General features: G+C 65.4%; 19 protein-coding genes. 10 read left to right on the forward strand and 9 right to left on the reverse strand.

Annotated elements, in window-relative coordinates; genetic code table 11:
- The first annotated feature begins 141 nt into the window (after positions 1–141).
- The 4 genes from E2E27_RS00935 (at position 142) to katG (ending at position 5,960) form a co-directional block, all read left to right on the forward strand.
- Positions 142–855 carry an alpha/beta fold hydrolase gene (locus E2E27_RS00935; RefSeq protein WP_502705526.1) on the forward strand — a complete coding sequence of 238 codons (714 nt, stop codon included), beginning with the start codon at positions 142–144 and terminating at the stop codon, positions 853–855.
- A gap of 218 nt (positions 856–1,073) precedes the next feature.
- The gene (gene ahpC / locus E2E27_RS00940; protein ID WP_141457137.1) at positions 1,074–1,640 is read left to right on the forward strand and encodes an alkyl hydroperoxide reductase subunit C; all 567 of its coding nucleotides are present in this window, start codon (positions 1,074–1,076) and stop codon (positions 1,638–1,640) included.
- 230 nt (positions 1,641–1,870) lie between these two features.
- Positions 1,871–3,460: an alkyl hydroperoxide reductase subunit F gene (ahpF, locus tag E2E27_RS00945; protein ID WP_141457139.1), complete on the forward strand. Its 1,590-nt coding sequence runs from the start codon at positions 1,871–1,873 to the stop codon at positions 3,458–3,460.
- A gap of 283 nt (positions 3,461–3,743) precedes the next feature.
- Complete coding sequence (gene katG, locus E2E27_RS00950; RefSeq protein WP_141457141.1) at positions 3,744–5,960, forward strand: catalase/peroxidase HPI; 2,217 nt, start codon at positions 3,744–3,746, stop codon at positions 5,958–5,960.
- A 63-nt stretch (positions 5,961–6,023) separates the two neighbouring features.
- Here katG and E2E27_RS00955 read toward each other — a convergent pair whose 3' ends face one another.
- A complete protein-coding gene (locus E2E27_RS00955; RefSeq protein WP_141457142.1) occupies positions 6,024–6,854 on the reverse strand; it encodes a LytTR family DNA-binding domain-containing protein in 831 nt (276 codons plus the stop codon).
- 167 nt (positions 6,855–7,021) lie between these two features.
- Here E2E27_RS00955 and E2E27_RS00960 point away from each other — a divergent pair, with 167 nt between their 5' ends.
- From E2E27_RS00960 to E2E27_RS18590, 6 genes are all read left to right on the forward strand, one after another.
- Entirely contained in the window at positions 7,022–7,567 is a 546-nt protein-coding gene (locus E2E27_RS00960; RefSeq protein WP_141457144.1) for a DUF2306 domain-containing protein, read from the forward strand.
- 97 nt (positions 7,568–7,664) lie between these two features.
- Positions 7,665–8,549, forward strand: a complete 885-nt coding sequence (locus E2E27_RS00965; protein ID WP_141457146.1) for an SPFH domain-containing protein — start codon at positions 7,665–7,667, stop codon at positions 8,547–8,549.
- Positions 8,550–8,556: 7 nt separating this feature from the next.
- A complete protein-coding gene (locus E2E27_RS00970) occupies positions 8,557–8,772 on the forward strand; it encodes a type II toxin-antitoxin system antitoxin (RefSeq protein ID WP_141457148.1) in 216 nt (71 codons plus the stop codon).
- Positions 8,765–9,088: a hypothetical protein gene (locus E2E27_RS00975; RefSeq protein WP_141457150.1), complete on the forward strand. Its 324-nt coding sequence runs from the start codon at positions 8,765–8,767 to the stop codon at positions 9,086–9,088. Before E2E27_RS00970 ends, E2E27_RS00975 begins: the two co-directional genes overlap by 8 nt.
- Positions 9,089–9,331: 243 nt before the next feature.
- A complete protein-coding gene (locus tag E2E27_RS00980) occupies positions 9,332–9,556 on the forward strand; it encodes a hypothetical protein (protein WP_141457152.1) in 225 nt (74 codons plus the stop codon).
- A 33-nt stretch (positions 9,557–9,589) separates the two neighbouring features.
- Complete coding sequence (locus tag E2E27_RS18590) at positions 9,590–10,561, forward strand: hypothetical protein (protein WP_181443512.1); 972 nt, start codon at positions 9,590–9,592, stop codon at positions 10,559–10,561.
- 15 nt (positions 10,562–10,576) lie between these two features.
- Here E2E27_RS18590 and E2E27_RS00990 read toward each other — a convergent pair whose 3' ends face one another.
- The 8 genes from E2E27_RS00990 to tssC are packed head-to-tail and all read right to left on the reverse strand — an operon-like array spanning position 10,577 to position 20,225.
- Positions 10,577–11,299 (reverse strand): hypothetical protein, encoded by a 723-nt coding sequence (locus E2E27_RS00990; RefSeq protein WP_141457156.1) that lies wholly within the window; start codon positions 11,297–11,299, stop codon positions 10,577–10,579.
- A gap of 26 nt (positions 11,300–11,325) precedes the next feature.
- Positions 11,326–13,986, reverse strand: a complete 2,661-nt coding sequence (gene tssH / locus E2E27_RS00995; RefSeq protein ID WP_141457158.1) for a type VI secretion system ATPase TssH — start codon at positions 13,984–13,986, stop codon at positions 11,326–11,328.
- Positions 13,983–15,026 carry a type VI secretion system baseplate subunit TssG gene (gene tssG / locus E2E27_RS01000; protein WP_141457160.1) on the reverse strand — a complete coding sequence of 348 codons (1,044 nt, stop codon included), beginning with the start codon at positions 15,024–15,026 and terminating at the stop codon, positions 13,983–13,985. Before tssG ends, tssH begins: the two co-directional genes overlap by 4 nt.
- On the reverse strand, positions 14,990–16,849 hold the full coding sequence (tssF, locus tag E2E27_RS01005) for a type VI secretion system baseplate subunit TssF (RefSeq protein WP_234036132.1): 1,860 nt from the start codon (positions 16,847–16,849) through the stop codon (positions 14,990–14,992). Before tssF ends, tssG begins: the two co-directional genes overlap by 37 nt.
- Positions 16,846–17,376: a type VI secretion system baseplate subunit TssE gene (gene tssE / locus E2E27_RS01010; RefSeq protein ID WP_141457163.1), complete on the reverse strand. Its 531-nt coding sequence runs from the start codon at positions 17,374–17,376 to the stop codon at positions 16,846–16,848. The genes tssF and tssE overlap by 4 nt, the downstream gene beginning before the upstream one ends.
- 2 nt (positions 17,377–17,378) lie before the next feature.
- A complete protein-coding gene (locus E2E27_RS01015; protein ID WP_141457165.1) occupies positions 17,379–18,170 on the reverse strand; it encodes a type VI secretion system accessory protein TagJ in 792 nt (263 codons plus the stop codon).
- A 31-nt stretch (positions 18,171–18,201) separates the two neighbouring features.
- On the reverse strand, positions 18,202–18,684 hold the full coding sequence (locus tag E2E27_RS01020; protein ID WP_141457166.1) for an Hcp family type VI secretion system effector: 483 nt from the start codon (positions 18,682–18,684) through the stop codon (positions 18,202–18,204).
- 50 nt (positions 18,685–18,734) lie between these two features.
- Entirely contained in the window at positions 18,735–20,225 is a 1,491-nt protein-coding gene (gene tssC, locus E2E27_RS01025) for a type VI secretion system contractile sheath large subunit (RefSeq protein WP_199799087.1), read from the reverse strand.
- Positions 20,226–20,262 lie beyond the last annotated feature (37 nt).

Raw genomic sequence — 20,262 nt, forward strand, 5'->3', positions numbered from 1 at the left:
ATTTACAAACACGGAGCCTGCTAGATGCCGCATTTCAAAACTCGCGACGATACTTCAATCCGTTTCAAAGAATTGGGCGAAGGCCGCCCGGTCATTTTGATCCACGGTTGGCCGCTATCGGCCGACAGTTGGGATCCGGTGATGATGCATCTCGCCGAAAACGGCATGCGCGCGATCGCTTACGACCGCCGCGGATTCGGCGCGTCCGACCATGCCCCGGGCGGCTATGACTACGACACTTTCAGTGACGATTTGGCCGATCTGATCGCGCATCTCGGTCTGTCAGGCAACATTGCGCTTGCGGGCTTCTCGATGGGGGGTGGGGAAATCGCGCGCTACATGAGCCGCCATGGCGGCGAGGGCGTGACAGCCGCTGCGCTGGTTAGTTCGGTCGTGCCTTATATGCTCAAGACCGACGACAATCCTGACGGCGTGCCCGACGCGACCTTTCAGGAGATGACACAGGGCATGAAAGACGATTTCCGCGCCTTCTTCACCGGCTTCTTCAAGGACTTCTACGGTGTCGGCGGCCCGGGCACGCAGGTTACCGAGGAGGAGCGGCACTGGGCATGGCTCACCACGATGAAGGCGTCGCAATATGCCACGCTGCAATCAGCCGCGGCCTTTGCCTACACCGATTTCCGCCCCGATCTGCCGCACTTCAAGGTCCCCACGCTGGTCATTCACGGCACCAATGATCAAACCGTGCCGATCGGTGCGACGGGACGTGCAGCGGCGCAGAATATCGAAGGCGCGACTCTGATCGAATATGCAGATGAACCCCATGCAGTGTTCGCCACCGTCACCGATCGCCTGAAGACCGATCTGGCCGAGTTCTTCGCTGCCAACACCTGACGCCAATCGTTGGGTCTGCGGCGGCCCATGTGCAAAGGCTGCCGAAGGTTGCCCGGCCCCGATCTTGTTTCGACAAAAGCGATCGGTTCCCGCGCTAATGATTGAAAAAAGCGATCTTCGCAATCGCAACAATCAACTTTTGTGCAGCGCAAAAAGTCCTATCTGGGCAGCATCAGTTTCAACCCTCTCCCAACCTTCCAACACAAGGACAAACTCCCATGGGTATCATCGGTTCGACCATCCAGCCGTTCACCGCCACCGCCTTCCAGAAGGGCAAGGACTTTTTCGAAGTCACCAACGAAGATCTCGCCGGCAAGTGGTCGGTGTTCTTCTTCTACCCGGCCGACTTCACTTTCGTGTGCCCGACCGAGCTCGAGGACATGGGCGAGAAGTATGCCACCCTCCAGTCGATGGGTGTCGAAGTCTACGCCGTCTCGACCGATACGCACTTCAGCCACAAGGCCTGGCACGACACCTCGGACAAGATCGGCAAGCTGACCTTCCCGTTCCTGGGCGACCAGAACCACGTGCTGTCGAACCAGTTCGGCGTGCTGCGTGAAGGCGTCGGCCTTGCCGACCGTGCGACCTTCGTGGTCGATCCGGACGGCGTGATCCAGATCATGGAAATCACCTGCGAAGGCGTGGGCCGCAATGCCAACGAACTGACCCGCAAGATCAAGGCCGCCCAGTATGTGCGCGCCAACCCCGGTCAGGTCTGCCCGGCGGCGTGGGAAGAAGGCAGCGACACGCTGGCCCCCTCGCTCGACCTGGTCGGCAAGATCTGAGCCGAACGGAACCGGCAGGGCGCGCCGCCTCCCCCCTCCTATGGCGCGCCCCGCCGCATAATCCCGAGAGCCATTCAAGAGCCCTCGGGTCGTAGACGGGACCGGATGTCCTGCCTGCCCCGCCCTTCCCCCCCTTTGACGGGCCGGGCGGCGGGCATCCGGCCCCGCACTGCCCTTCACGGATCGCACTAATTCACCCGCGCGGAAGAGCCGCGCCCGGAGGACACCCCATGCTCGATGCCGCCATGCAGGCCCAGCTCAAGACCTATCTCGCCAACCTTCGCGAAGGCGTGGAACTCGTCGCCTCGCTCGACGACAGCGAGAAGTCGCGCCAGACCCGCACACTGATCGAACAGATCGCCGCGCAGCACAACCTCGTCACCGCGCGTTTCGACGGGACCGATGATCGCAAGCCCAGCTTCGTCATCCGCCGCGCTTCGGACGCCGAGAAGTGGGTGCGCTTTGCAGGTCTCCCGATGGGCCATGAATTCACGTCGCTGGTGCTCGCGCTGCTGTGGGCCGGGGGCCACCCGCCCAAGGTCGATGCAGATCTGATCGAGCAGATCCGCGCGCTGGAAGGCGACTACAATTTCGAGATGTTCTTCTCGCTCTCGTGCCACAATTGCCCCGACGTGGTGCAGGCGCTGACGCTGATGGCGCTGGAAAACCCGCGCATCACCGCGACCTTGATCGAGGGCGGCACCTTCCAGGAGGAGGTCGAGCGCCGCGATATCATGGCGGTCCCTGCGACCTTCCTTAACGGCGACCCCTTCTACAACGGCAAGATGGAGCTGGCCGAGATTCTGGCGAAGCTCGACGTCAACGCTGATGCCAAGGCGGCCGAAAAGCTCGCCGCCAAGGCGCCGTTCGAGGTGCTGGTGGTCGGCGGTGGCCCGGCGGGCGCGGCGGCGGCGGTCTATACCGCGCGCAAGGGCTTCCGCACCGGGATCGCGGCAGAGCGCTTCGGCGGACAGTTGATGGATACGCTCGGGATCGAGAACCTCCCCGGCACGCCCTACACCGAGGGCCCGAAGCTGACCGACAGCCTCAAGAAGCACGTCGGCGAATACGAGATCGACCTGATGGACCTCGCTCGCGCAGTCGAACTGCGCGCGGCGAAGGACGTGGGCGGCTATCATGAAGTCGTGATGGCCAACGGCGCGAGCCTCAAGGCGCGCTCGTTGATCCTCTCCACCGGCGCGCGCTGGCGCAACCTCGGCGTCCCCGGCGAGGCGGAATACCGCAACAAGGGCGTGGCCTATTGCCCGCACTGCGACGGCCCGCTGTTCAAGGGCAAGCGCATCGCGGTGATCGGCGGCGGCAACTCCGGCGTCGAAGCGGCGATCGACCTCGCCGGGATCGTCGGCCACGTCACGCTGATCGAATTCGACGTGAAGCTACGCGCCGACGAAGTGTTGCAGCGCAAGCTGCGCTCGATGCCGAATGTCGAGATCATCACCAACGGCCAGACCACCGAAGTGCTGGGTGACGGCACCCGCGTGAACGGCCTCGTGGTCAAGAACCGCGCCAATGGCGAAGAACGCCGCATCGATCTGGAAGGCGTATTCGTCCAGATCGGCCTCGTGCCCAACACCGAGTGGCTGCGCGAGACGGGGCTGGAGCTGTCGAAGTTCGGCGAGATCGTGATCGACGATCACGGCGCGACCAGCATCCCCGGCATCTACGCCGCGGGCGACTGCACCACCGTGCCGCACAAGCAGATCGTCGTCGCGATGGGCGAAGGCGCGAAGGCGGGCCTCGGCGCGTTCGACTTCCTCATTCGCAACGAGCCGGTCGAGGAAATCGCGCAGGCTGCTTGAGACGACATCCGCCCTCCTCTTGAGAGGAGGGCCGCGAGACTTGGCCGCGCCAGCGGCCTAGTCGCAGGGGGGTGGTGTTTGCGGCACACGCCACCATCCCCAACCCCCTCCTCTGAAGAGGAGGGGGCTTTCGTTTGCCCCTCCCGCAAATTAATCGTCCCACTCAATCAATTGGCGCGTATTAATCGATTGGACGCGCCATCCTGAAAGCGTCATCCTCTCTCCATAGACTACGCCGAATGCCGCGAGTCTGACCTGTTCACAGCTGAGAGGAGACACCATCATGGACGCCAAAACCGGAGATATCAGCGGGGGTTGCCCGTTCCACGGCAGCAGCCAGATGCGCAACCTGCTGGGCCGCACCAACCGCGACTGGTGGCCCGATGCGCTGCAACTCGACATCCTCACCGAAGGCGGCAAGAGCGCCAATCCCTATGGCGAGGACTTCGACTATGCCGAGGCGTTCAACGCGCTCGATTACAATGCGCTGAAGGCCGATCTCACCGCTTTGATGACCGACAGCCAGCCGTGGTGGCCGGCGGATTACGGGCATTATGGCCCGTTCTTTATCCGCATGGCCTGGCACGCGGCGGGCACCTATCGCACCGGTGACGGGCGCGGCGGATCGAACAGCGGGCAGCAGCGCTTTGCCCCGCTCAATTCCTGGCCCGATAACGGCAACCTCGACAAGGCGCGCCGCCTGCTGTGGCCCATCAAGCAGAAATACGGCAAGAACATCAGCTGGGCGGACCTGTTCATCCTCACCGGCAACGTGGCGATTGAATCGATGGGCGGCCCGGTGTTCGGCTTCGGCGGCGGTCGTGCCGACGTGTTCGAGCCGGAGAGCGTCTACTGGGGCACCGAGGAGCAGTGGGTCAACGAAGGCGTTGCCACCCGCATCCACCCCAAGGAAGGCCGCGCTCTGGAAAACCCGCTCGCCGCGATCCAGATGGGGCTCATCTACGTCAATCCCGAAGGGCCGCAGGGCAACCCGCATGACCCCGAGGGCATGGCCCGCGACATGCGCGAAACCTTCGCCCGAATGGCGATGAACGACGAGGAAACCGTTGCGCTCACCGCCGGCGGCCATGCCTTCGGCAAGGCCCACGGCGCGCACCCGGCGGACACCTTCGGCGGAGCGCCGGAGAGCGAAGACCTGCACCTGATGGGCTTCGGCTGGCTCAACGACGAGGAGGAGATCGCGCGCGGCAACATCACCACCTCGGGCATCGAGGGCGCGTGGACGCCCAACCCGACCCAGTGGGGCGGCGACTATTTCCGGCTGCTGTTCAAGTATGACTTCGAGCTGGTGAAGTCGCCTGCCGGTGCCCACCAGTGGCAGCCGATCAACCCCGATCCCGAAGACATGGCCCCCGACGCGCGCGACCCGTCGAAGAAGGTGCCGACGATGATGACCACCGCCGACATGGCGCTCAAGAACGATCCGGAATATCGCAAGATTTCCGAGCGGTTCCTGAACGATCAGGCGGCGCTGGACGATGCCTTCGCCCGCGCGTGGTTCAAGCTGTGCCACCGCGACATGGGGCCGAAGATCCGTTACCTCGGGCCGGAAGTCCCCTCCGAAGACCTGATCTGGCAGGATCCGGTCCCGGCAGGCACCGCACCCTCGGATGCCGAAATCGCCCGATTCAAGGCGGCGATCATGGGCAGCGGATTGTCGGTGCGCGAGCTGGTCAAGGCGGCCTGGGCCTCGGCCTCGACCTATCGCAACTCCGATCACCGCGGCGGCGCCAATGGCGCGCGGGTCCGGCTGGAACCGCAGCGGTCCTGGGCGGTCAACGATCCCGAGGAATTGGCCAAGGTGCTCGATACCATCGAACAGCACCGCGGCAGCATGAGCATGGCCGATGCGATCGTGCTGGCGGGTTCTGCGGCGGTCGAAAAGGCCGCCAGGGACGCGGGCTTCGAAACCGAAGTGCCCTTCCTTGGCGGACGCGGCGATGCGACCGACGAACACACGGATGCCGAGAGCTTCGAGGCGCTGGAGCCGTTTGCCGATGGCTTCCGCAACTACCTCAAGACCAAGGCGCAGGTGAAGACCGAGGAAATGCTGATCGACCGGGCGCATCTGCTCGGCCTGTCGATCCCGGAAATGACCGTGCTGGTCGGCGGGCTGCGTGCGCTGGGCGCGGTCAGCGACCACGCCGAGCACGGCCACCGCATCGGTGTCCTCACCGAAACGCCGGGCAAGCTGACGCCGGACTTCTTCCGCAACCTGCTCGACATGAACACCAAATGGCACCCGGTCGACGAGAGCGGTGACGAGGAGTTCGTCGGCACCGATCGCAAGACCGGCGCGGAAAAGTGGCGCGCCACCCGCACCGATCTCGTCTTCGGCTCCAACTCGCAGCTGCGCGCGCAGGCGGAGGTCTATGCCGAGGCCGGGAACGAGGGCAAGTTCGTGTGCGACTTCATCTCGGCCTGGACCAAGGTGATGAACGCGGACCGCTTCGATGTAAGCTACGCCAAGTATCACTGAGGCGCGGCCCCTTGAAACAGAAAGGCCCCGGCAGCGCTGCCGGGGGCCTTTTTTATGGCGGAGTCAAATCCAGCGGGCGTCGCGCAATTCGGCGACCTTGGCGCGGGCAACGGGGGCCTCGATTCCGCGTGCCAGCCTGAGGCGCACATTGCGCCCGTCGCGCAGCACGTCCTCCACCGCCGCGCGTGCCACCCACCAGCTGCGGTGCACCTGCATCCCCTCGAGATCGCCCACCTGTGCCATGGCGTCGCGCAGCCGCATCAGCACCAGCGCCGATCCCAATGCGGTGTGGATGCGGACGTAATGATCCTCCATTTCCAGCGCGATGATGGCGCTGCCGAGTTCGGCGGGGAGCTGGTCGAGCAGCGGGTTGGTCGGAGGTGGCGGAGGCGGTGCGGGCGGTTCGCTGGCGGCGATGGGCGCAATCGGCGGCGCATAGGCGGGCACCACGGGCGCAGCGGCGGGGGAGCCTTGTCCCGGCTTCAACAGGTTGAACAGCAGCGTCACCGCGCCGCCGATCACCAGCACCGAGAAATAGGTTCCGGTGATCACGTCGATCCCCGGCCAGCGCACCGGGCCGGGCAGGCTGGTGATGATCTGCACCGCCACGGTCATCGGCAGCGTCGCAACGATCACCGCCGCCACCCACAACCCGGCGGCAGGCAGCGCCAGCCGGCGTGCGGCCCATTCCACCACCACACCCATCGGACGATAGATCGCATAGCCGACATAGGCGAAGGCGAGCCAGCTGAGGATCCGCCCCACCACCGGCATGGCAATCGTCCCGAACGGGCCGATCAGCCCGAGGAACAGGCCGACGACACTCATGACCGCCAGATCGATCAGGATCTGGCGCAAGGGGTGGGCGGGCTGAGGCGCGGAGGCTTCGCTCATCGGCGGCAACCTGCCTGCCCGTTCGCGCTTCGTAAAGTGGCAGGCACCCGGTTTTGGCGGACATTTCGCGCATCCCCGCCCCCGTTCGCGCAGATGCGCTGGTGCGTGAACGGGGCTGCGGCAGTGAGGGGAGCAACGAACACCTGCGCCTTTCAAGGAGACCCGCCATGACCGCCCTCACCCTGCCCTTCATCACCCGCCCCCGCACCCCGAAGCCCGCCGCCGGTTTCGACATCGGCCCGGTCGCCCGCACCGCCGTCAGCCTCGCCTGCTTTACCATGAGCTTTGCGGTGGTGGTGGCGCTGGGGAAGGCGGCACTGGGCATGGTCGAGGATCTTCACCACTACGCCAAGCTGCCGATCATCATCCATGTCGCCGCTGTCCTGCCGACAATCCCGCTGGGCGGCTGGCTGCTGCTGGCGAAGAAGGGCACCGCGCTGCACAAGCGGCTGGGCAAGGTGTGGCTGGTGCTGATGCTCATCACCGCGACTTCGGCGATCTTCATCCAGTCTTCGGGCGGGTTCAGCTGGATCCACCTCTTCGTGCCGATGACCTTCCATGCGGCATGGAAAGTGGTGGCAACCGCGCGGCGCGGCGACATTCAGGCGCACAAGCGCCATCTGGTGTTCACCTACCTGACAGCGCTGATGCTGCCCGGCATCGCGGCCTTCATGATCCCCGGTCGGCTGATGAACGTGATGCTGCTGGGCTGATCCCGCGCTGGGTCAGGCGGGAAAGCGAAACCGCTTGACCGGGGTTCGGGGTGATATAAATATGATACCATAATTATATCGCTCATGGAGATTCGTCATGTCCCCAGTTGAAACCCCTGCCCTCAATCGCAGCCGCGAGATCCCGGCAAGCACCCAGAGCGGCTATGTCATGCTGCTCGTCAGCCTGGCGCTGGTCGTGTTTGCCATCTTCCAGTTCGCCGTGGGTGGCGGGCTGGGCGTGATCCTCGCGATCCTGTGCGGGACCATCGGCCTGCTGATCCTTGCCGGCTTTTACATGATCAACCCGAACGAAGCCGCCGCGATCCAGCTGTTCGGCGCCTACAAGGGTACCGACCGCACCGAGGGGCTGCGCTGGGTGCTGCCGTGGCTCACCCGCAGCAAGATCGCGGTGCGCGCCAACAACGTCATTTCCGAGAAGATCAAGGTCAACGACGCGCGCGGCAACCCGATCGAGATGGCGGCTCAGGTCGTCTGGCGTGTCACCGACACCGCGCAGGCGCTCTACGATGTCGACGATTACCGCGAATTCGTCACCGCGCAGATGGAGGCCGCGGTGCGATCGATCGGCTCGCGCTACCCCTATGACGATATCGAGCATCTCGAGATCACGCTGCGCGGCAATCACGAGGAAGTCGGGGCCGAACTGCGGCTGGCGCTGATCGAGCGGCTGGCGGTGGCCGGGATTACGGTCGACGAATGCGGCCTCACCCACCTTGCCTATGCGCCCGAAATCGCCGGGGCGATGTTGCGGCGCCAGCAGGCCGAGGCGGTGATCGCCGCGCGCGCCAAGCTGGTCGAAGGCGCGGTCTCGATGGTCGAGCTGGCGCTCACCCAGCTCAGCGAGAAGGACGTGGTCCACCTCGATGACGAGCGCCGCGCGGCGATGGTGTCGAACCTGATGGTGGTGCTGTGTTCGGAACGCGACACCACCCCGGTGGTCAACGCAGGGTCGCTCTACTGATCGCCTGATGCCCGCCAAGAAAGCCTTTCCCCTGCGCCTCGATCCGGCGCTTCACGATGCGGTGCAGCGGCTCGCCGATGCCGAATTGCGCAGCGTGAACGCCGAGATCGAAGTGCTCCTGCGCGAGGCGCTTACCCGGCGCGGGGTCAAGGTCGCTCGCAGCGAACCGCCCCGGCGTGGTCGCCCGCCCAGCACTGCCCATGAAGGAACGGACGATGCGTGATGCCGACAAGCCTTTCGTGATGTATCGCCGCAGCCGGTGGAACTTCAACATCGTCCCGCGCGGTACCAGGGGCTGGGTGCAGCTGGGCATCTGGCTGGTGCTGCTGGTACCGCCCACCATCGCCTTCGAGGCCTATGCCGACACGCACGAAGGCACGCGCGAATTCTATGTCGCGCTGGGTCTCTATGTATTGATGGCGGTGATCTGGAGCCTTGCGCTGATCCGCTGGACCATGGCCCGCGCCGAAGTGATCGACATCGAAAAGCTGCTGCGCGAACAGCGCAAGTCGGAAGCGAAACCGCGCCGCGGACGCTAACCTCTCCTAACAAGCGCTGTAACATTCGGAAAAAGCGTGTATATCCCGACAATCTGTGACTGGCTGCTCGCGAGTCGGCCACAGATTGTTCGGAGGTCGTGGACCTGCGCTCAGGACAGCGCAGGCCGTAGGAGAGTGCCATGCGTGACAGGCGCAAGCCTTTCGTCGTCTATCGACGCGGGGGGGGGAAGCTTCAGCATCGTACCGCGCGGTGCAGCAGGCTGGGCACAGTTTGCCGCATGGATGGCATTGCTCGCCGCGATGGTGATCTGGTTCGTCGATCATGTCCAGGCCAATGCCAAGGGGCCAACCTTCTTCGAGGTGCTGGCCCTGTTCGGCGTAGGCTTGCTGGCATGGGTCGTGGGCGGAATCTGGTGGATGCTGGCCCGCGCCGAGGTAGTCGACATGGCCGAACTGACACGCGACCGCCAGCGTCAGGCCCGCAAGCGGCAGCGCAAAGAGCTCTAGGAACACCTTGCGCGCCCCGGTATCGAAGAGGGCATGATCCTGCGCCGCCTGTCCCTCGCCCTGCTGCTCGGCTGCGCGCTCGCCCCGGGCCTCGCCCCGGCTGCCGCAAACGCCCCTGCCGCCGCGCCCGCCGCCGCCGAGGCGCTTCCCGATGAGCTCGTCCTCGAAGGCGACAACATCATCCCGGTCACGATCAACGGCGAGGCCTTGCGGCTCGAAGTCAGCGCCGAGGCATTCGGGCCGCCGGTGATCAATCCCGAGGTCGCCGCCCGGCTGTGGCTGGTCCCCGAATACCGGCGTGGCTGGCGTTTCGGGCCGGTGGTGGTGGACGGACAGGCAGCCACCGCCGCGGTCGATCTCGGGGCCGGAGCCGAAGCCAGGACGCTGGCCTGGGCCGACCGCCCAGCCTCGGTCAAGGCCGACGGGATGATCGGCGTGCACCACCTGCCCTTTGCCCGCGTGACCTTCCGCCTCGCCCCGGCCGCCGAGCCCGAGACGGAGCACGCTTTCCCGCTCAAGCGCGCCGGGGGCAGCAACACCCGGCTCGGGACGGAGATCAAGGTGGGCAAGAAGCGGCTGATGATGATCTTCGTGCCCGAACGGGCGGAAAACCTGATCACCGCGCCCACCGCCAACTTCATCGCGACCCATCAGGAAGGCGGGTTCGAGCCGCGCTCAAGCGGAGTGGCGGTGATGGATTTCGCGGTCGAGCGTCCCACCCGGATGATGCGCATCGCCCAGCCGATCATGCTCGGCGACATCGCGGTCACCCGCTTTGCCGTGCGGGTCGAGGATTACGGCGACCCGCGCCGTGTGGGCGAAATCGTCAAGGACGACCCGCGGTTCGAGGCAGACAACATCCTCGTCAGCCGCCGCAAGGGGCGCGGGCGTCCTGACTTGCTGACCCGCATCGGCCGCGACCAGATCGCGCATTGCTCGGCGATCACCTATGATCTGAAGGCGGGCGAAATCAGGCTGCGCTGCGCGGCCACGCAAGCGCGCTGAGCCGCGCCTTGCGCGTCACGCCTCGCTGAAGCTGCCCTGGTGCAGGTTCACCTGCAATCCCCATTCGCCAAGCACGAGGTTGGTCGCCTGCGCGACGAAACCCTGAGCAAACTGATCTTCCGTCACGTGCTTCCACCCGACCCCGCCGAGCGCGCCGTGCGATGCGCCGATCTTGACGAGGCGGTGCTTCGAAGGATTGGCGCCCGATGGCGGTGTGACATTTTCCGTCCAGCCCGGACGGATCGGGTTGTCGACCCATTCGCCCAGCGACCGGGGAACGAAGCGCCCGTCACTGATGGTGCCCGCGTATTTCCTGACCAGCGCCGGAGTCACGTCGCGCACGAAGGTGTAGGAATTCTCGACATTGGCCGGAATACCCGCAGGCGTATCCCAGGGGTGCTTCTTGACCGGATCGAACAGAAGCAGTCCCGAGACCGGGAAACCGCGCATCCGCAGGATCTCCGCCGCCATCAGCGCCGCCGATCCGCCGCGGCTGTAGCCCGACAGGAAAAAGCGATCATCCGGATTGCACGAGAATATCCCGCTCATCAGCTGGGCGGCGGCGGTTTCCGCCTTTTCCCGCACCGTCAATCCGTCCGAGGAGGGGCCGCGCTGATACACGCTTCGGCCGAAGGCATTGCCGAGCTGCGAGCAGAACGACATTCGCATCGCCGCCTCGTAATCGCTGTCGAAGAAATCTCCCGTGCCATCGATGATGGCAATGCGCGTCACCCCCATGACGTATCCTCCCTTTTCCGGGCCCCTCACCCGAAGTCGTAAACGAAGCCGTTATCCCCCGCCGACACGGTGATGCTGCCAACGGCCGCGCCATCCATCTGCTTTTCGAGCAGCTGCACCGACATTTCCGGCAGCATCGTGTTGGTCAGGATGTTGTCGATCATGCGCCCGCCCGAATCCCCGTCGGTGCAGCGCGCAACGATGTGTTCGACCACGTCATCGCCATAGGTGAAGGCGATCTTGTGGTTGCCCTGAATGCGCTTCTTGATCCGGTCGAGCTGGATGCGCACGATCCCGCCCAGCATCTCCTTCGACAGCGGCACATAGGCCAGCTGCACCGTGCGCCCGATCAGCGCAGGCGGGAAGACCTTGAGCAGTTCGGGCCGCAGCGCCGCCGCCAGCGCCTCAGGCTCGGGCATCAGTTCGGGGTCCTGGCACATGTCCATGATGAGGTCGGTGCCGCAATTGCTGGTGAGCAGGATCAGCGTGTTCTTGAAGTCGATATACCGCCCCTCGGCATCGTTCATGAAGCCCTTGTCGAACACCTGAAAAAACATCTCGTGGACATCGGGGTGGGCCTTTTCGACCTCGTCGAGCAGCACCACGGAATAGGGCCTGCGGCGCACCGCCTCGGTCAGCACCCCGCCCTGCCCGTAGCCGACATAGCCCGCCGGCGCACCCTTGAGCGTGGAGACGGTGTGCGCCTCCTGAAATTCGCTCATGTTGATGGTGATCATCGATTCCTCGCCCGCGAACAGCAGCTCGGAGAGCACCACCGCAGTCTCGGTCTTGCCGACGCCCGAAGGGCCGCACAGGAAGAACACGCCGACCGGCTTGTTCGGATTGTCGAGCTTGGCGCGGCTGGTCTGGATGCGCTTGGCGATCGCGTCCATCGCGTGATCCTGACCGATGACGCGGGCCTTCATCCGCTCGGCAAGGTCGAGCGTCGCCTTGATCTCGTCCTTGACCATGCGGCCCACCGGAATGCCGGTCCAGTCGGCGACCACGGCGGAAACCGCGTCGCTATCGACCACGCCGAACACCATCGGATCATCGCCCTGCGCCGCGTGCAGCGCATCGAGCGCTTCGCCAAGCGCCGCGCGGGCGGCCTCCTCGTCTCCGGCAGGCGCGCCGTCTTCGCCCAGCGCGCGCGCCTCGGTGAGCGCGGTGCGCGCGGCGATCACCTTGGCAAGCGCTTCCTTCTCCGCCTCCCACTTGGCCATCGCCTCGTCGAGCGCGGCCTTGGCCTCCTCGATCTCGGCCTCGATCTTGGTGTGGCGATCGTCGCTGCGATATTGCGCGCCGCGCTCGCGCTCGACCACTTCCTTCTCGACTTCGAGCAGTTCGAGCCGCCGCTTGCGGTCCTCGACCCGCGCCGGGGTGCCGTGCTGCGAGACCGCGACCCGCGCCGCCGCCGTATCGAGCAGGCTCACCGCCTTGTCGGGCAGCTGGCGCGCGGGGACATAGCGCTGCGACAGCGTCACCGCGGCATCGACCGCCTCGTCGAGCACCGCGACCTTGTGGTGGCCCTCCATCATCGGCGCGATCGAGCGAATCATCAGGATCGCCTTTTCGCGGTCGGGCTCGGCGATGTCGACCGTCTGGAAACGGCGGGTGAGGGCCGGGTCTTTCTCGAAATACTGCCGATATTCGGCGTAGGTCGTCGCGCCGATGGTGCGCAGATTGCCGCGCGCCAGAGCAGGCTTGAGCAGGTTCGCAGCATCGCCCGTCCCCGCTGCGCCGCCCGCGCCGACCAGCGTGTGGATCTCGTCGATGAACAGGATGATCGGAGTGGCCGATCCTTCGACCTCGTCGATCACCGCGCGCAGGCGCTTCTCGAACTCGCCCTTCACGCTCGCGCCGGCCTGCATCATGCCGATATCGAGCGCCCGCAGCGTCACGCCTTGCAGCGCCGGGGGCACATCGCCCTCGGCCAGCCGCTTGGCGAAGCCTTCGACCACCGCGGTCTTGCCCACGCCCGCCTCGCCGACGAGGATCGGGTTGTTCTGGCGGCGGCGCAGCAGGATATCGACCAGCTGGCGCACCTCGGCATCGCGGCCGATGATCGTCTCGATCTTGCCGTCACGCGCCTGCTGGGTGAGGTCGGTCGAGAACTGCGCGAGCGCGCTGCCCTCGCCCCCCGGCCCCGCGCCCGCCGCGCTACCGCCGCCCGCGCCGCCATCCGCCGCCGCGCCCGCAACCTGCGTCGTCTCGGTCGAGCCGCGTGTCATCCCTTCGAAATCGCTCGCCAGCCGGTTCACGTCGATCTTGCGGAACTCGAGGCTCATGTTCTGGAGCGCGTTGCGCAGCGTATTGGTCTTGAGCATCCCGTAAAGCAGATGCCCGGTGCGCACCTTGGCCGCGCCGAATTGCAGCGAGGCATAGAGCCAGCCCTTTTCGATCGCTTCCTCGATCTGGGGCGAAAAGTCGGAGATCGCGCTCGCCCCGCGCGGCAGGGCGTCCAGCGCGGCGACGGTGTCGCGCGCCAGCTGCGTGTCGTCGATATTGCAGGCGGTGCGGATCGCGGCGAGATCGTTCTGCGCGTCCTGCAGCAGGATGTGCAGCCAGTGGACCAGCTCGACATAGGGGTTGCCGCGCATCTTGCAGAAGCCGGTGGCGGTCTCGATCGCCTTGAGAGCGGTCGGGTTAAGGCGCCCGAACAGGGCTGAGCGGCTGATTTCGGTCATGTCTTTCGTCCCCCAAGTCGCGCGCCGGGCCGCAGGGCGGCCGATGCACGGCGCAAATGCACATTGTCACGCAAATCGTCGTTCTGAGCTGTGCCGATCCATGAAGACCAGCCCAGCTGCGCCTGATCGCCCAGCCGCATCGGCCTCACCTCGGCCTGCGGCAGGCACAGGGTGATGCCCCATTCGAGATGCGAGGGCGCAAGCGCATCGAGCGCCTCGGCCGCCAGCGGAAACAGGTCGCCGCCGGGCAGCAGGCGGCGGAAATGCTGCTGGGTGGGGGCGCTGATGCGGACCTCGAAGCGGTCATCCACCAGATAGGCCCGCCGCCCCAGCACCGCCGTGCCGAGCTGGTGGTGCTGGCGGCCCAGACGGGTCTGGTCGGCAGCATCGATGTCGCGCAGCACGGGCACGAATTCGCGCAGAGTGACCTTCAGCCCGAGCAGGTGCTGCAAGCCCCCCGCAATCGCCCCGGCGCTGCGGCGCGATCCGAACAGCGCGGCATAGTGCAGCCGGGTGGTGGTATCGAAGGCCGCGCCATCCTGCGCCCCCTCGCCCGCCCCGGTCAGCGAGGCAACGAAGCGCGCGAAGCGATCGTCGTCCATGCGGTCGGCCTGCACCGCAGGCTGGCTTGTCGCCCAGGCGCGGTAAAACAATTGCAGGAACCGCCCGGCGAGAAGATCGAGGAAATCGCCGAACGGGCGGCGCGCGGCATAGCGCCGTTCATAGGCGGCAAATTCGGTGAGATGCAGCGGCAGCGGCGACATCGGCCCGGTCAGGCCCAGCCAATAACCCGAAGCCTCGGCCTTCCCGGCGACGATCTCCACCTTGTCGAGCGTCGCCGCAGGATAATGGGTGTGCGGCACCTGGCGCAGCCGCACCACATCCTGCGATGGCATCCGGCTCTGCCCCACCGGCGGCTTGCCCCGCGCGCGCGCCGCCAGCCCGCGCACCAGCGCGAACAGGCTGAAGCGCGGCGCATCGGCCGCGGCGGTCTCGGCGAAGCCTAGATAGGCTCGCGCGTCCCGATCCTCGGCGGCCATGCGGCAACCTCCCCCTGTGCCTTGGTGTGGAAACGCGTTTCGGTGAAGGAATTGACGGTGACGAAGCCGCTCAAAAAGCGCTCCACCACCGCGCTGAACAGGAATAGTCGCGCCTGATCGAAGGCGGCATCGTCCAGCTCGATGCTGATCCTTAGCCCCCGCGCCAGCGCCATCCGCCCGATCCCCGGAACGCGGCGGGTGACGTGCTCGCCCTTCACCCCGATAATCCCGTCGATCTGCGAGCGCATCACCGGATCGTCCGGCCGGCCATAGAGCGCGAGATGATTGCGCAGCATCTCGCCATTGCCGCCGCCTTCGCTCACCAGCGTGGCGTAATTGGGGGTGAGGTGCCCGATCACCCGCCATGCGGCATCGCCGATTCCCAGCGGCGGCAGCGGACGCGTTGGCGGGCGCAGGATCTTGATCCCTCGCGCCGCGATGCTCGCCGCCGTCAGGTGAAAATCGCCCGACACCTTGAGATCGACCGGCAGCTCGCGATTGGTCACCAGCGCGCGCAGGGCGAGATCGTGCACGCTGTCGAGCCGCGCCGGATCGCCGGGGCTTGTGAGCGTGATGAACATGTCGGTCCCGACATAGTCCTCGCGCCGCCGCAGCCGCCGCTCCTTGCGCGACATCTGCCGCAGCCGCAGCCGGGTGGTGTAGAAGATCGCCGAGCGGTAATCATACAGCAGCGAGCCATAGGAATAGAGCGGTGCCACCTCGCGCGGGTTCTGGTTCTGGCGATCATAGGCCTCGACCTTGAGCAGCCGGAACACCTCGAAATCGAGCGGCCCGTCGCGGTCGGCCACCACCTTGAACTCGTGCTCCCGCTCGGAAAAGGCGATGCGACTGAGCTGCTTTTCGAACAGGTTGATCGCAGGCGTCGCGAACAGGCGGAAATTGCGGGTGCTGACCGATTGCACCAGCGCATCCGACGATCGCGAGAACAGAATGGTGATCTCCACCGCCTTGCTCGACAGCGCCAGCGCCCGGCGCAGACCGCGCAGCCGTGCGAAGCGGAACCGCTCGGGACAGGCGAAATATTCGGTCAACATCCGGTAGGCCGACAGCGTGCGCCCGTCGTCCGGCAGCAGCGCGCAGTCCTCGCCGAAGCCGTGCTGCGCCGGGGTATCGAGCAGCGCATGGGTCGAACCCGCCACATCGAGCGGCCGCGCCACCACCGCCACGGCCTCGCCGATCAGCTGGCGGTAGAGCTCGTTCGCCACACCCTCGCCGCCGTCGAGATAGATCGGCAGATCGTCGGCAGCGATGGTCGAGAGGTCGATGCCGTCCTGCGCCTCGATCCGCAAGGTAAGCGCCGCCTGCGCGCGCACTCCCGCCAGATCGGCATAGCGCGCCGCCCCGGCCCGGCTGCCGAGATATTCCGCTTCGGTGATCCTGAGCGGCCACAGCGTAACATCCTGCCCGGTCTGGAAGATCACCGGAGTGCGCGAGCTGCCCTGCGGCTCGGCCGAAAGCTGCGTGCCACGCGGCACCTGCAGCCCGCGCGCAAGGCCCGGATCGCCCGTCACCGGCTCGAACCCGGTGATGCAGATCGAAGGCGTGGGCGCGAGGTAATGCGGCTGCACCGCCTGCAACAGGTGCTGGGTGAATTCGGGGAACTGGTCGTCGAGCTTCAGCTGCACCCGGCTCGACAGGAACGCCACGCCTTCGAGCAGCCGCTCGACATAGGGATCGCGCTCCCCCCCCGTCAGGCCGAGATTGGTCGCCGCCGCCTCGTGCCGTTCGGCGAATTCGAGCGACTGGACCCGCAGATATTCGAGCTCGGCCTCGTAATATTCGAGCAGCCGGGGATCCATCATTCACTCACTTCGACGGTCATGGTTTCCGGATCGACATCGGTCTTGAGCCGCACCGGCAGGGCCTGCGGGCCGCCGGTGATCTCGCCTTCGATCACGAAGCCGATCTTGCCCGTGTTGTCGGCCCGCCCGCGCGGCTCGACCCGCAGGCTGGCGGGGTTGATGCGCGGCTCGAACCGCAGGATCGCGCGCCGGATCTCGCGCGCCTGCTCGCGCGCGGCATCGCGGCCCATCGACCGCCCGGCAAAGTCGCGCACGCCGAAATTGAGCACCGAATCGCGCACTTGCGGGTGGTTCTCGAGGGTCTGGGCGGATTCGAGGGAGATCGTGTTCAGCAGCCACGCCAGATCGCGCATCACCGAGGCGCGCAGCGATTTCTCGGTGAAACGTTCGAGATTGGCGACCGCGAAATTGCGGAAATCCTCGCGCCCCACGGTGGGCATGTCGGCCTCGGCAGAAAGGCCCCCGAAATCATTGCCTGAAGCCAGCTTGTCGAACAGGGTCGGGGTGAGACGGATCTTGCCCGACATCGTCAACCGTTGCGCAAGCTGAGGTCGCGCAAATCCTGCACCGGCACTTCGCTCTCGTCGGAAAAGGCGAACAGGCGGTGGCCGAGCGGATATTCGCCCATCGCGTCGTCCTGCCAGCCGGTGGCGGTGCCGCGCACCAGCGCCGCATCGTCCGCCGCCTCGCTGCCGGGATAGCGCAGCGGGATGAACCCGGCGACGCGCGCGCCTTCGACAAGGCCGAACTCGGCCTGGATCCAGACCGTATCGCGCAGGTCGGAAGGCGGCGTGATGGTGAGGCTTTCGAGCGCGCAGAACGGCATCAGGCCATAGCGCCCGGCGATGATCGCCTCGGTCACCGGACCGAGCCGGGGGTCGGCATCGGCGATCCATTCGAATTCGAGACCGGCATCGGTCGTCCCGGCGGTGGTCGGCGCAGCGTCGAACACCTGCGCATAGAGCGCGTCGGCTTCGGCCTTGCCCTGCTGGCGCGCTTGCAAGGCCGCCGCAAGGGTCTCGCCCCACTCGACCGGGTAGAGGATCGGAGCAGGCTGGGTGCCTGCGAAGACCGCGGCACGGGTCGCCTCGGCGGTGATGCACTGGGTGTAGGCGACCGCAAGCATCCGCGCTTCGGGATCGAGCTTCGCCAGAGTGTCCAGCTGCGCCTTGGCCCGGTCCCATTCGCCGAGCAGCGCACACATCTGGAACAGGAACATGCGAACCCCGACATCGCCGGGGTTCGCACGCACTTCCTCGATAAGTTGCTGGCGGGCAGCGGCGACATCGCCCGAGACAAGCAGTTCGTCAGCCTTGACCATTGTTTGTCTCGATGCCCCCCAGTTCGGCCGATTAACCGGCCTTGTTCAGCAGGACGTCGAAGTAGCCCTGAACCTTGCCGCTCGACGTGCCCTTCTCGTCGCGCTGGTCGTAGATCTGGGTGATCTTGGCATAGGTCAGCGTGCCGTTTTCATAGGCCTCGCCCGATGCAGAGAAGGCATAGGAATTGAGCACGACATTCTCGAGTTCGTACTTGAGGAAGTCGATCTTCTTGTCGTCGCCGACGTTTGCCTGGAACGAGATCGTGCCCTTGGGGATGACCTTGCCCGAAGCGCAAGCCTTGAACAGCGCGACCGAGGTCTTGTCGACTTCCTTGCCGAACGCGATGTCGCCCATCAGCGCCTGACCCTTCGACACGGTCTTCGAGGCGTTGTTGTAGGACGAGGTGTTGCTGGCGGTGAAGCTGCAGCTCGCCAGCTTGATCTCGTTCTTGTGACCGTCGTCAGTCGCTTCACCCTCGATCCCGTCGAGTTTCAGAAAGATTGAAACTTGCATGTCTGTTCTCCGTTCCTCTGGAAATTTTTCGTATCAGAACAATTACTTCGTCAATTGCCCTTGGGCAGCTGCGACACCATGCTGACGCTCACATCCATGCCTTCCAACTGGTGGTGCGGCACAAACAGGAAGCGGCTCTTGTAATAGCCCGGATTCTCGGGATCCGGTTCAACCGTCACCTCGGCCCGCTTCAGTGGCAGGCGCGCCTTGGTTTCTTCACCGGCCGAATCAGGATCGGCCGTGACATATTGGTGGACCCAGTCGCTGAGGTCGGCCTGCAGTTGCGGCCCCTCGCGCGTGCCACCAACCCAGTCGCGCACCATGCACTTGAGATAGTGCGCAAAGCGGCAGCTGGCGAACAGGTAGGGCAGACGCGCCGCCAGCTTGGCATTGGCGGTGGCGTTGGGATCGTCGTACTTGGCGGGCTTGTGCACCGTCTGCGAGCCGATGAAGGTCGCGTTGGTGGTGCCCTTGCGGTGGATCAGCGGGATCAGCCCGAGCTCCGACAGCTCCGCCTCGCGCCGGTCCGAAATCGCGACTTCGGTCGGGCACTTCTGGTCGACCCCGCCATCGTCGGTCGGGAAGGTCGAGAGCGGCAGATCTTCAAGCGTACCGCCCGATTCCACCCCGCGGATGCGCGTGCACCAGCCATATTCGCGGAAGGCGGCGTTGATCCGCACGCCGAGCCCGTAGGCGGCGTTGATCCACAGGTGCTTGTCGTGCTCGCCATCGGTCACTTCGTCGAACTCGAAGGCGTCGATCGGGTTGTCCTTGACCGAATAGGTCGGCCGCCCGAGCATCCGCGGCATCGTCAGCGCGAGATACTTGCTGTCGTCCGAGCTGCGGAAGGCGTTCCAGGCCGCGTGGTCGGAACTGTCGAAACGGTTGGCGAGATCGCGCGGATCGGAGACCTCGGTCCAGCTGTCCATGCCCAGCAGGTTCGAATCCGCTGCCGAGATGATCGGCGCATGGCTCGCTGCACCGATCCGGGCGAGGCCCTTCATGATGTTGAGATCCTTCGACGAATGGTCGAAATACATGTCGCAGATGAAGGCCCCGAAGGGGGTGCCGCCCAGCTGGCCGAATTCGGATTCGTAAATCTTCTTGAACAGCGGGCTCTGGTCCCACAGCGTGCCGCGATATTGCTTGAACATCGAGGACAGCTCGGATTCGGCGATGTTCATCACCCGCACCTTGAGATCCTGTCCGGTCTCGCTCTTGGAGACCAGATAATCGAGCCCGCGCCATGCCGATTCCAGCGCCTGGAATTCGGGATGGTGAAGGATCGCATTCATCTGGTCGGAGAGCTTGCGGTCGATCTCGGAGATCATGCCGTCGATGGTGGCGAAGACATCGTCCCCCATCTTGACGGCACCCGCCAGCGCCTGCTGCGCCAACGTCTGCACCGCCTGTTCGATCTGGCTGCGCTTCTGATCGTCGCGCGGCTTGAAGTCGCGCTGGATAAGCTCGGCAAAATCATCGACCGAGATGGTCTCTGCGACCTGTGCCTGATCCAGTTTCGATGGATCCGATGCCATCATTCCCTCCGTTACGAACGCGAAAAATGTGCCCGGGATA

The sequence above is a fragment of the Porphyrobacter sp. YT40 genome (assembly GCF_006542605.1).
GTDB lineage: Bacteria > Pseudomonadota > Alphaproteobacteria > Sphingomonadales > Sphingomonadaceae > Erythrobacter.